The sequence below is a fragment of the uncultured Ruegeria sp. genome (assembly GCF_947500045.1).
GTDB lineage: Bacteria > Pseudomonadota > Alphaproteobacteria > Rhodobacterales > Rhodobacteraceae > Ruegeria.
This window is the reverse complement of the sequence record NZ_CANMQQ010000006.1, coordinates 40974-53356: the sequence shown is the minus strand read 5'-3', so window position 1 is coordinate 53356 and position 12383 is coordinate 40974. Positions and strand designations below refer to the sequence as shown.

Annotated in this window: 9 protein-coding genes; 6 read left to right on the top strand and 3 right to left on the bottom strand. The window is 58.2% G+C overall.

Features of this window, described 5'->3' with window-relative positions; translation table 11 throughout:
• Nucleotides 1-44 precede the first annotated feature (44 nt).
• A complete protein-coding gene (locus Q1B46_RS11675) occupies nt 45-797 on the top strand; it encodes a nuclear transport factor 2 family protein (protein ID WP_299948123.1) in 753 nt (250 codons plus the stop codon).
• A gap of 7 nt (nt 798-804) precedes the next feature.
• Here Q1B46_RS11675 and Q1B46_RS11670 read toward each other — a convergent pair whose 3' ends face one another.
• Entirely contained in the window at nt 805-1704 is a 900-nt protein-coding gene (locus tag Q1B46_RS11670) for a LysR substrate-binding domain-containing protein (protein ID WP_299948121.1), read from the bottom strand.
• Nucleotides 1705-1899: 195 nt separating this feature from the next.
• Here Q1B46_RS11670 and Q1B46_RS11665 point away from each other — a divergent pair, with 195 nt between their 5' ends.
• Genes Q1B46_RS11665 through Q1B46_RS11655 form a run of 3 tightly spaced genes read left to right on the top strand, consistent with a single transcriptional unit; the run spans nt 1900 to nt 6436 of the window.
• Nucleotides 1900-4092 (top strand): thiamine pyrophosphate-dependent enzyme, encoded by a 2193-nt coding sequence (locus Q1B46_RS11665; protein WP_299948119.1) that lies wholly within the window; start codon nt 1900-1902, stop codon nt 4090-4092.
• The gene (locus Q1B46_RS11660; protein ID WP_299948117.1) at nt 4089-5123 is read left to right on the top strand and encodes an ACP S-malonyltransferase; all 1035 of its coding nucleotides are present in this window, start codon (nt 4089-4091) and stop codon (nt 5121-5123) included. Before Q1B46_RS11665 ends, Q1B46_RS11660 begins: the two co-directional genes overlap by 4 nt.
• A 41-nt stretch (nt 5124-5164) precedes the next feature.
• Entirely contained in the window at nt 5165-6436 is a 1272-nt protein-coding gene (locus tag Q1B46_RS11655) for an FAD-binding oxidoreductase (RefSeq protein ID WP_299948115.1), read from the top strand.
• 2 nt (nt 6437-6438) lie between these two features.
• Here the strand turns inward: Q1B46_RS11655 and Q1B46_RS11650 are convergent, their stop codons facing one another.
• The gene (locus Q1B46_RS11650; protein WP_299948113.1) at nt 6439-7140 is read right to left on the bottom strand and encodes an SDR family oxidoreductase; all 702 of its coding nucleotides are present in this window, start codon (nt 7138-7140) and stop codon (nt 6439-6441) included.
• Nucleotides 7141-7243: 103 nt separating this feature from the next.
• On the opposite strand from Q1B46_RS11650, the gene Q1B46_RS11645 reads away from it, so the two are divergent.
• Nucleotides 7244-8095, top strand: coding sequence for a LysR substrate-binding domain-containing protein (locus tag Q1B46_RS11645; protein ID WP_299948111.1), 852 nt, complete (start codon nt 7244-7246; stop codon nt 8093-8095).
• On the opposite strand, the gene Q1B46_RS11640 is transcribed toward Q1B46_RS11645, so the two are convergent.
• Nucleotides 8086-8988 (bottom strand): LysR family transcriptional regulator, encoded by a 903-nt coding sequence (locus Q1B46_RS11640; protein WP_299948109.1) that lies wholly within the window; start codon nt 8986-8988, stop codon nt 8086-8088. The genes Q1B46_RS11645 and Q1B46_RS11640 overlap by 10 nt on opposite strands.
• Nucleotides 8989-9064: 76 nt before the next feature.
• Between Q1B46_RS11640 and Q1B46_RS11635 the strand changes: the two genes are divergently transcribed.
• Nucleotides 9065-12277, top strand: a complete 3213-nt coding sequence (locus Q1B46_RS11635; protein ID WP_299948107.1) for a reductive dehalogenase — start codon at nt 9065-9067, stop codon at nt 12275-12277.
• The last annotated feature ends 106 nt before the right edge of the window (nt 12278-12383 follow it).

Here is a 12383-nt window from a genome sequence, read left to right as displayed (position 1 = left end):
GCCACTGTGATCACCGGGAATATCAGACCGGGAGGAAACCCAGCATGGATACGTCCAACAAGGATCGCATATGTGCGTTGCTCAAAAGTATTGAGACTGGCGATCCGGGCCCAGTATCGGTTGTGAACGAAGCTCGGTACATTCAACATAATCCGCAAACCCACGAAGGCAGCGATGGGCTTGCGGCTTTGTTCAAGCGGCTGTCCGAGACCTCGCCGCGTGTAAACATCGTACGCGCGTTTGAGGATGGTGCATTCGTATTTGCCCACACGGAGTATGATTTCGCGCGCCGCAATATCGGCTTTGAAGTATTCCGGTTCGAAGACGGTCAGGCGGTCGAGCATTGGGACAATATTCAAAAACGTCTGGGGCCGAATGGCTCAGGGCATAGCATGGTGGACGGCACTGCAGGGGTTCGGGATGTTGAGAAGACCGAAGAAAACCGGGTTTTCGTCCGTGCGTTCGTCGAAACAGCGTTGATTGCCGGGGACCAAAGTCAGATTGATGCCTGTATAGATCCAGCCGCCTTTGTAGAGCATAGCCCACGTTTCTCTGACGACCTCACAGAGTTGCGGGCCGCGATATCCGATGCAGGCGATGTGAATTATCAGCGTCTCCATCGTGTCTTGGCGGAAGGCGATTTTGTTTTGACGGTTTGCGAAGGCGAGCTTGAGGGGAACCACACCTCTTTCTATGACTTGTTCCGAGTGTCTGATGGCAAGATCGTCGAACATTGGGACACGATTGAGTCCATCGCGCCGCGCAGTGAATGGAAAAATGACAACGGAAAGTTCTGAGGTGGCGCTAAAGGCTAGCTCCCGTCTTTAACTGGCTATCGATCCAACTCCGGAAGGATCGCAGCGGTTCGGGCGTGGTACGGTCATTCGGCCAGACTAGATAATAGCTGCCAAGACTCACGCCTGGCCCGTGCCATGCCTGAACAAGCCGCCCGGCGCGCAGATCGTCCTGCACCAGATATGACGGCAGCAAAGCCACACCCAACCCGTGAATCGTGGCCTGAATCATGGTCGAGAATTGGTCGAATAGCATCCCCTGCAGGCCCGTAACCCTTTGACCCTGCATCTCAAACCAGCGCTCCCAGGCATCTGGCCTGGAATCCAGATGCAAAAGCGGCGCGGAGTGCAGGGTATCCAAACTACCAAAATTGGCGGCGGTAGACACCGGGGCGCAGACGGGCAAGACCTCTTCCCGCATTATGGGCAAATAGTGAACACCAGCCCAGTCTTGCTGCCCGAAATGAATGGCGGCATCAAATGGCTCGGACGCGAAATCAAACGGTTTAAGTCGGGTGCCCAGATTGACCGTGACCTCTGGATGACGTCGGGCAAAATCTTGCAGTCGGGGTGCGAGCCAGTGCATTCCGAATGCGGGTAGGATCGACAGGTTAAGCGATCCGCCCGCCGGGTTTGCTTTGAGTTTCAATGCTGCCTGTGCGAGCTCTTGCACTGCAGACCTTGCGGTTTGCACATAGTCTTTAGCGGCAGGTGTCAGGTGCAACCGCATCTGGCTGCGTTCGATAAGTTGAACCCCCAGTTGGTCTTCCATCGTCTTCAACTGGCGACTGATCGCGCTTTGCGTCAAGGATAGTTCAGCGGCCGCGGCCGAGGCGCTACCCAGCCGGTCCACAGCTTCAAGCGCAAGCAGAGAGGAGATGGAAGGTAAAAATCGTCGGGGCGCAATCATATGACTTATCCTCATACCTTATCAACGCAATAGCACTGGTTTTTTCCTATCGCCAGAGCGATGACTGCAAGAACACACTAACACTATCCGTGACCTTGAAATTCACACAGGAGCGCGGGACAAATCAGCAAGCGGGCAGCGCCCGCGCCGCGGTCGGCCAAGACCGATGACACAGACCAGACAAAAGCGAGAGCCATGGACCGCGCCCAGATCGTACATGAGAATTTTCTGACCCGTGTCGCAGATCGCGATTATCCCGACGGCGCGCCGCCGTGTGAAGGGTTGAGTGACACGGATGCCGTTTCGTTGTTTCGATCACAGGTTCTCAGCCGAGCGCTGGATCGAACCAGCCGGGCGATGCAGAAGGCTGGGCAGGGGTTCTACACCATCGGCTCGTCCGGGCATGAAGGGATGGCTGCCGTCGCACATGCGCTGCGGCCAACCGATATTGCGTTCCTCCATTATCGGGACGCGGCCTTTCAGATCTCGCGGTCTGAACAGGTGCCAGGGCAGCAGATCGCTTGGGACATGCTGCTTAGTTTCGCGTGTTCGCGTGAGGACCCCACTTCGGGCGGGCGGCATAAGGTGTTGGGATCAAAGGCGCTGATGATCCCACCTCAAACCTCAACCATTGCAAGCCATTTGCCGAAAGCGGTCGGTGCAGCCTATGCGCTTGGTGCTGCGCGTCGACATGCGCCCGAGCATTGTGTGTTACCGGAAGACGGGATTGCGATGTGCTCGTTTGGGGATGCGTCGGCCAATCACTCCACGGCTCAGGGTGCGATCAACACGGCTGGTTGGACCAGCGTGCAGTCGACGCCGTTGCCGCTGTTGTTCGTGTGTGAAGACAATGGAATTGGTATTTCGGTCAAAACACCCAAGGGCTGGATCCAGGCGTCGATGGAGCATCGTCCGGGGATCAAGTATTTTCAGGCCAATGGGCTGGACGTTTATGAGACTTATGCGGTTGCTAGTGAGGCCGCCGACTATGTCCGCAGGCGCCGGAAACCGGCCTTCCTGCACCTAAAAACCGTTCGTCTTTATGGCCATGCCGGAGCGGATGTGCCGACTACCTATCTGCCGAAATCCGAAGTCGAGGCAGATGAAGCCAACGATCCGTTGCTGCATACTGTGCGCTTGCTTGACCAGGCCGGTGTGCTGTTGCCGGATCAGGCGCTGGATATCTATCGCGACACCTGCGCCAGAACGGATCGCGTAGCCACAGAGGCCGCCAGCCGTCCGCATTTGGTCGATGCGTCCGAGGTTATGGCGAGCCTGATCCCACCAAAGCGCCCCTGCAAGCCGACCAATGGCCCAAGCGCCGAGGTGCGCGCGAAAGCCTTTGGCGGGGATATGCGCGCGATGGTTGAACGACAACCCATGAGCCGCCTGATCAACTGGGCGCTGACCGATCTGATGCTGGAGCATAGCGAAGTCATCTGCATGGGTGAGGACGTGGGCCGCAAGGGCGGTGTTTATGGCGTGACGCAGAAGCTGCAGCAGCGCTTTGGCCCGGACAGGGTGATCGACACCTTGCTGGATGAGCAATCCATTCTGGGTCTTGCCATCGGCATGGGCCATAACGGGTTCGTCCCGATCCCCGAAATCCAGTTTCTGGCCTATCTGCACAATGCCGAGGACCAGATAAGGGGCGAGGCTGCCACGTTGCCGTTCTTTTCAAACGGGCAGTTCACCAACCCAATGGTGCTGCGGATCGCTGGTTTGGGATATCAGAAAGGGTTTGGTGGACATTTCCACAATGACAACTCTTTAGCTGTTTTGCGGGATATTCCGGGTGTGATCATCGCGTGCCCCTCGACCGGGGCGGACGCGGCGCAGATGCTACGTGAATGCGTGCGACTGGCGCGAGAGGAGCAGCGCGTGGTTGTATTTCTCGAACCGATCGCGCTCTACCCGATGCGTGATTTGCATGGGGCGCAGGATGGGGAATGGATGACCACTTATCCGTCTCCCGATCAGAAGATCGCGCTGGGCGAAATTGGCATACATGGTCGGGGAACTGATCTGGCAATTGTGACCTATGGCAACGGGCACTACCTATCACGACAGGCCTTGCCGGAACTTGAAGCGGCAGGTTTGAAAACCCGGATCATCGACATTCGCTGGTTGGCGCCGTTACCGACCGATGCGCTGCGCGAGGCCACCAAAATGTGCAAACACATTTTGATCGTTGATGAATGTCGACGTACCGGCAGCCAATCTGAGGCGCTGATGACTTTCTTCGTCGAAGAAAGTCCCTCTATCCCAACCGCTCGTGTTGTGGCCGAGGATTGCTTTATTGCGACCGGCCCGGCCTATGCGGCCTCTCTTCCTACCAAGGACGGAATTGTCTCCGCCGCATTGGCTTTGACCGGAGGTAAATCATGACCCGCACGGCTGTTGTCATCTGTCCAGGTAGGGGCACCTACAACAAGCCTGAGTTGGGCTATCTGCATCGGCACCACCCTGATCGAATGGATCTGTTCCACCGTTTTGACGCTATCCGAGCAGAAACGGGACAAGAGACGCTTACAGCGCTGGATGGGGCCGGTCGCTATAGCGTTGGGAAATATTCGGGCGGCGACGTGGCTTCACCCCTTATATATGCGGCGTCATTGGCAGATGCACAGGCGCTGGCCGGGGATATCGAGGTGGTCGCGGTCACCGGAAACTCGATGGGGTGGTATATCGCATTGGCGGTTGCCGGGGCGTTGACCCCTGAGAACGGCTTTCGCGTGGTCAACACGATGGGCACCCTGATGCAAGAGCATCTGATTGGCGGGCAACTGGTATATCCTTTCGTTGACGAAGATTGGGCGAACGATCCGGCGCGCAAGTCTGTGTTGCTGAACGATGTGACGCGGATCAACGCAATGAAAGGACATACTCTTTCACTGTCGATCGATCTGGGCGGGATGCTGGTGCTTGCTGGTAATGAGGCCGGGTTAAAGGCGTTTGAATCCAACCATCCCGCTCTGCAGGATCGGTTCCCGTTGCGGCTCGCCAATCACGCTGCGTTTCACACCGCGTTGCAGGCCCCAGTAGCAGCGGAGGGCCGGGAGCAACTCGGGCCTGATCTCTTTGAACAGCCCAGGCAGCCGATGATTGACGGGCGTGGCAAGATCTGGTGGCCCGGGGCCACGGATACGAGGGCACTGTGGGCGTATACACTTGGACATCAGGTGACCGAGACCTATGATTTCACATACGCCATCCAAACGGCTGCACGTGAATTTGCGCCCGACCTGTTCATCGTTACCGGCCCAGGTGCAACGCTGGGAGGCGCGGTGGCGCAATCGCTGACATTGGGGAACTGGCGGGGCATGGCGAACAAGGCTTCGTTCCAGACCTTGCAAGACACGGATGCGTTCTTGATCGCAATGGGGCGGGCCGACCAGCGCGCTCTTGCAACCGGCTAGGTCCGGCCCGATGATCGGCAATATTCTGACGAGGGTTGGGCATGCGCGACTATGATCAATCGTTATGGCGGCAAACCTGTCGCGAACGGGTCGACACGCAAAGGCTTTCCGGTGACATAGCCGTTGATCTTGCGGTGATCGGTGGCGGATATACCGGGTGTTCCGCTGCTTTGATGGCCGCAAAATCAGGCGCTTCGGTTTGCTTGCTCGAAGCGCATCAGATCGGTCACGGCGGATCGGGGCGGAATGTCGGACTGGTCAATGCAGGGCTTTGGTTGCCACCCGATCAAATCCGGGCGCATCTTGGGCAAGTGGCAGGTGATCGGTTGATCGATCTGCTGGCCATCGCCCCTTCAGAGGTCTTTGACCTGATCGATACGCATAAGATTGACTGCGAGCCCGTGAGGCATGGCACCTTGCATTGTGCCCATTCGGCCAAGGGCTTTGGTGACCTGCGTACACGTCATACACAGCTCAGCACCTCCGGCGTGCCGGTCAAACTGCTTGACGCTGATACGTCGCGCCAGCGCACCGGCAGTCTCGCCATCCATGGCGCTTTGTTTGATCCCCGCGCGGGCACGATCCAGCCACAGGCCTATGCGGTGGGCCTGGCTCGCGCGGCCCAAGATGCAGGTGCGCAGATATACACTCAGAGCCCGATTGAATCCCTGCAGCAAGAAGCGGAAATGTGGGTTTTGCGTGGAAATGGTGCAACCGTGCGCGCGAAATCGGTCATTCAGGCAACCAACGCCTATCATCAGGGCATGGCAGACACTGTGCCCGACTACGTTCCAGTCTACTATTTTCAATACGCTACTGCGCCGTTGTCGCATAACCTGCGGGCCAGCATATTACCCAAAGGCGAGGGGTGCTGGGATACGGGCCTGATCATGACGTCCTTCAGGTTGGATGAGGCCGGGCGGTTCATTATCGGCGGAATGGGCGATCTGAGTAGTGCTGGAAGCTTCGCCCACAAAGCTTGGGTCAGACGGAAACTGGCAGCGCTTTATCCGCAACTGGCAGATCAGCCTTTGACCCAGGGTTGGCACGGGCGGATAGCCATGACCTCGGACCACATTCCAAAGATCACTCAGATTGGCCCGAATGCGCTGGCCGCGCATGGGTTCTCGGGGCGTGGGATCGGGCCGGGTACCGTATTCGGACGCTTGATGGCCGAAAGCCTGCTGAATGACGATCCGTCCCTGCTGCCGGTACCGCCAGTGTCGGAGTATAGTGAAAACTGGACCGGCCTGCGCCGCGCATTCTTTGAAACCGGCGCGGCGCTGACGCATTTTGTTAAGGCACGCTTCTGACCTTAGACAGAACGTGTGATGCCACCATCGACACGGATGTTCTGCCCGGTGATATATCCGCCACCCTCTGAGGCGAGCATTGCCACGACCGAGGCGATTTCATCATAGCTGCGCCCATAACGGCCTAGCGGGATGCGCGCGCGAAACTCTTCCTTTTCAGGCAGGCTGTCGATGAAGCCGGGCAAGACGTTGTTCATGCGAATGTTCTCGGCGGCGTATTTGTCCGAGTAAAGCTTGGTGAACGCCGCAAGCCCGGCGCGGAATACGCCCGAAGTCGGAAAAACCGGATCAGGCTCGAACGCCGCAAAGGTCGAGATATTAATGATCGACCCGCCGCCTTGTTCCTGCATGATCGGCGTCACCAGTCGGGTGGGGCGTACGGCATTCATGAAATAAACATCCATGCCGGTGTGCCAATCCTCATCGCTCAGATCCAGCACGTCAGCGCGGGGGCCATGGCCTGCGGAATTGACCAGCACGTCAACGCGACCCCAATGATTCATGGCCGCATCGATCAGCTTTTGCAGATCGTCGGTGGACTGGTTTGATCCGGTCACGCCCACACCACCGAATTCTTTAGCTAGTGCCTCACCCTTGCCGGACGAGGACAGGATGCCAACCTTGAACCCATCTGCTGCCAGCCTGCGGGCCGAATCCGCGCCCATACCGCTGCCGCCTGCGGTGATCAAAGCTACTTTTTCCATCTTCACGCTCCTTTGCGTTGTACTGCTTGAAGATGGAGGAACAATGCCAGTTTGACTAATCAGTTCTGTTGCACAATGGCAGTAGAAAATCTACAGTCAGGGGATGTCTGCTCTTCCACCTCTCAACGCGATGCGCGCCTTCGAAGCCTCGGCGCGTCACTTGAACTTTCGTCTGGCCGCCGAAGAAATTGGCGTCACTCAGGGGGCGGTTGCACAACAGGTGCGCGGGCTTGAGGCGCGACTGGGGATTGCACTGTTCGAACGGCTTCCGCGTGGGTTGCGCTTGACCGAAGCCGGACGCCGGTTCCACGCGCCTCTGCGCCGGGCGTTTCATTTGATCGAGGAAGCCGTCGATGAACTGTCCGATCAGCGGCAGATCACGATCTCGGTCACGCCCAGCTTTGCCTCAAAATGGCTAGTGCCCCGCCTGAACGATTTTGTGTCCCGCTTTCCCGATATCTCGGTTCAGGTCGACGCGCGTGAACGACTGGCTGATTTCCAGTCGGACGGGATCGACATCGCAGTGCGTCAAACCCGGTCACCAGTTGCACGGGGATTAAAAGCCACACCACTTTTCTCGACCGAGTTCGTTGTTGTTGGCAGCCCGGAACTGGCATCGCAAATCTCTGGTCCTGACGATTTGATGCAGCACGTTCTACTTAGCGATTCACACGGGCTGTGGCCTCTGTTTCTGGAACGCGTCGGGGTCCAGGGACGGCCACGGATGATGAGTTTCAGTCAGACCAGTCTGGCGATTGACGCCGCTATTTCGGGGCAGGGTTTTGCGCTGGCCAATGCGCCGCTTGTGTCGGCTGAACTGGCCTCGGGCCGGTTGATGCAGCCGCTATCTGAGGTGCTGGTTGATGATCTCAGTTTTTTCATCGTCACCCCACAGAAGCCACGCCAACCCGAGCTGGTGCAACAGATGCGCGATTGGCTGCTGTCTCAGTTCTGAAGCGTTGCGGCAATGGCCTCGATCCGATCTCGCAACCAACGATGTGCTGGATCGTTGGCTGATCGTTGATGCCAGACCATGTAGATCGACACCGGCTCGCATTTGAACGGCAGCGGCGCGCAGTCCAGCGCGGCCAGCGGTCCGCGTTTCATCAATTCCGTATCGGTCGAGATCAAGTCGCTGCCTTTCACAAAGGGCGGGATGGCGTTGAAATGGGGCAGGGTAACGACGGGCGGTCTGATCTGGCTTTGGTCCACGCCCCGCATCACGGCACGCGCGTTGCGCCCATCGGCAAAGCGCACCTCGACATGGTCGCAGTTGCAATAGGTCTGCCAGTCCTTGGGTGGATCGCGATGCGTGGCATCGTAGAACACCATCAGAGGGCTGGTGATCAGGCGTTTCTGAAAGATATCCGGTCCATCCGGAGGCAACGGAGTTAGCATCAACTGACATCGACCGCTGCGCAGCAAGTCCGGGTCGGGAACGCCGGAAGGAATGAATTCAAGCTGCAATCGGACGCCCTCGTTGCGCGTCGTCCGCAGAAGAAAGGGAAATATTAGCTCACGCGGCATGTCGTTGGTGGCGATCTGGATGTCCATTTGTTCGGACAGTGGGTTAAACGGGCGGCCCTCGGTCAGGGCGCGCATGTTATCCAACACCTGTTGTACAGGCTCTTTCAGTGACAGCGCGCGCTCAGTCGGGGTCAGTCCCTGACCGGATCGGACAAACAGCGGATCACCCAGCACCTGCCGCAACTTGCCCAGCGTATGGCTGATGGCCGATTGCGTAACCCCCAGACGGTCGGCGGCTTTCGAGACCGAGCTTTCCTCGAGTATCGTCAAGAATACCCGTAGAACCTTGCCATCCAGTTCGGTGAAATCGATTTTACTCATACTATCTATGATTATTCATGAATGGTTTTGGTGTCCATGCCAGAGTAGGGGGAATACAGCAAGCAAGAGGTGCGCGATGGGGATCCGCTTTTTCTCGGACAAGAGCCGACCGGTTCACATGGGGTCGTACCCGCTGGAGCGGCTGGCGCGGCAGGATCGGACCCCCGATCTGGCGCAGGTCACGCCGATGCGTGCACTCAGCTTCCACCGGTCGGAGCATCCTGAAAGCATCGTGAATGCGATGGGTGAGTTTCAAGCGATGTTGGATGCGATCCGGGATGGGTTTGTGAACCCGGTCCTCTCGGAGATTCCTGCCGACCCCGTGGATCGCGCCAACCATCTGAAAGCGTTCGGCTATTTCAACGACGCATCAATGATGGGCTGCGGGCCGCTGCCATCGGATGCGATGCTGGCGGAGCCTCGGCGGAACCCGGATATCGACCGGCTCGCAAATGCGCTCAGGACGCGGCAAACCAAGACGCTGGCCTCGGGCATCGATGTTATCATGGCGGACCTGAAAGAAAGCATGGAAGCCGCGCCCAGGCCTATTGGCAGCCATCGCCACGCGATTGTGTTCCTTTACGAGTTCAACCGCGATCCGAACCCGTCAGAGCCGGGAGCGGATTGGATCATGGATGCGCAGGATCACCGGGCCTGCCTGCTGGCCACCGAGAATGCGGTGGTGATCGCAAACTATATCCGCCTTTTGGGCTTCGACGCGCGTGCACACACGGCGATGTCGTCCGAGGTTGATCTGGGCAAGCTCGCGGTCGCGGCGGGTCTGGCCTCAGTCGAGGACGGTGCAGTTGTGGTGCCTTGGCTGGGTAAGCGGTTTGGCCTGGCTGCGGTAACCACCGAGATGGAAATCGCGCATGACAGACCCTTGCGGCCCATCGCCGAACAGCCGTGGTTACGCACCCAAGGCCCCGCATGGTGGCTGGGGGCTGGCTTTGCCAAGAACGCGTTGAACCGGGATGCCTATGCCAAGCGACGCTATGTCGACGGGGCGCATCCGTTCGAGAAGCTTAAACGGGTCGACAGCCCGACCACCTATATCGACGAGGATAATGTCGCCCGCGTGCCCAAACGTGCGGACATGTTTGCGCGGGCCCAGTTTGGCGACATGGGAAAATCGCTGCAGGATGCGACCAAAGGCGGGCACTACGTGCGCAAATCCGCCCCAAGCTTTGCCCAACGCCGCGCGCTGGGTGCCTTCGTTTTGCTACAGGACGGCGATAGCGCCGAGGTCGAGCGGCCCTCGGATGCCGATCGGAATGCCGCGAATATTAAGGCCGCCACTTACTTCCTTGGGGCCGACGCCGTTGGCCTTAGTCGATGCCCGGAATGGAGTTGGTATTCTCACGACGCCACCGGGGAAGAGATTGTGCCGCCTCATGATCAGGCCATCAGTATGATCATCGATCAGGGCTATGAAACGATGGAAGGGTCCAGTGGCGATGACTGGATCGCGGTTAGCCAATCCATGCGCGCCTACCTGAGGTTCTCGCTACTGGGTGGCGTGATCGCACAGCAAATCCGCAATCTCGGCTACAAGGCCAAAGCGCATACGGTGATGGACGGCGAGGTGCTGCAACCGCCGCTTCTGCTGCTTTCGGGATTAGGAGAGGTCAGCCGGATCGGAGAGGTCATCCTGAACCCCTATCTCGGCCCGCGCCTGAAATCGGGCGCGGTGACCACCGATATGCCTATGGCGCATGACAAGCCCATTGATTTCGGCCTGCAGACCTTCTGCGGGTCGTGCAACAAATGTGCCCGCGAATGTCCCTCAGGCGCGATCACCGCCGGACCGAAGCTGATGTTCAACGGTTATGAGATATGGAAATCCGACAGCCAGAAATGCGCCACCTACCGTATCACCACGCCCGGTGGCGCGATGTGTGGACGATGCATGAAGACCTGCCCCTGGAATCTGGAAGGTCTTTTCAAGGAACGCCCCTTCCGCTGGGCTGCGATGAATATTCCCCAAGCCGCGCCGGCCTTGGCGAAGCTGGATGATGTCGTGGGTAATGGCGGTCTGAATGACACCAAGAAATGGTGGTGGGATATCGAGCTGGAGCCCGACGGGGCCTATCGCCCGTCGCAGCATCCATTGAACCGGCGGGATCTGCAAAAAGACCTCGATCTAAAATACGAGGATCAGACGCTCGCCGTTTATCCCGCCCCGCTTGCCCCGCATCCGTGGCCTTATCCGTTCATTATGGACCGCGAAGCTGGAATTGCCGCCTATGAGGCGATGGTCACAGCCGAAGATTACAAGACGCGTAAGGCGGCGGGCGACATGTCGGTCATTCACCGCTATCAGGTTGCCGGGGACGCCCCGGTGATGCGGGTGGAACTGACCAAGGTCGACCAGATGACCACGGATGTCACCAAGTATGAATTCTCGACCCTCGACGGCGCACCGCTGCCCGAATGGACGGCCGGGGCGCATCTGGACGTTTTGGTTTCGCCCGAATTCCTGCGGCAGTACTCGATGTCAGGTGATCCGTCTGACCGGGGCACTTATCAGATCGGTGTTTTGCGCGAGGATGAGGGGCGCGGTGGTTCAGCCTTGTTGCATCGCATCTTCAACGAAGGGCGCAAGGTTTTTATCTCGAAGCCGATCAACCATTTCGAACTGGATGAGACCGCGACTAAAACCTTCCTGATGGGCGGCGGTATCGGCATCACGCCGATGATCGCCTTTGCCCACCGGCTGCATGGCTTGGGCAAGCCGTTCGAACTGCATTATTCTGCCAGCACGCGTGCCGGGGCCGGATACTTGGACGATCTCGCCGCCATGCCTTGGGCCGATCACGTGCATTATCATTTCTCCGATGAAGGCACGCGGGCCGATCTAGCAGTGGTTCTGGGCGGATATCAGGATGGTTGGCACGTCTACACCTGCGGCCCCGACCGTTTTATGGATGGCGTCATACAGGCGGCTGAGCAGCAGGGTTTCCCGGAAGAGGCGCGGCATCTGGAATATTTCTCGGTCCCCGAACAACCAGAATACGAAAACCACCCGTTCACTCTGAAGCTGACGAAATCAGGCCGTGACCTGATTGTTCCCGCAGACAAGGATGCCGCGCAGGTGTTGAACGAGGCGGGCTTTCATGTGGATGTGAAATGCTCGGACGGGATTTGCGGGGTTTGCAAGTGCGGGGTGATTTCCGGTGAGATCGAACATCGCGATTTCGTGCTGTCCAACAAACAACGCGAAGGTGCGATCATCCTCTGCCAAAGCCGCGCGGCAGAGCCAGACGGGGTGATCGAGATCGATCTGTGATCCATCACGAAAAAACGACATTTTGAATCACAAAAATTGGTCGTTCCAGCCATGGACGCCACCGATTTGCTGCACTAACGTCCCCGGCGAACCCCAGTCTACCCTG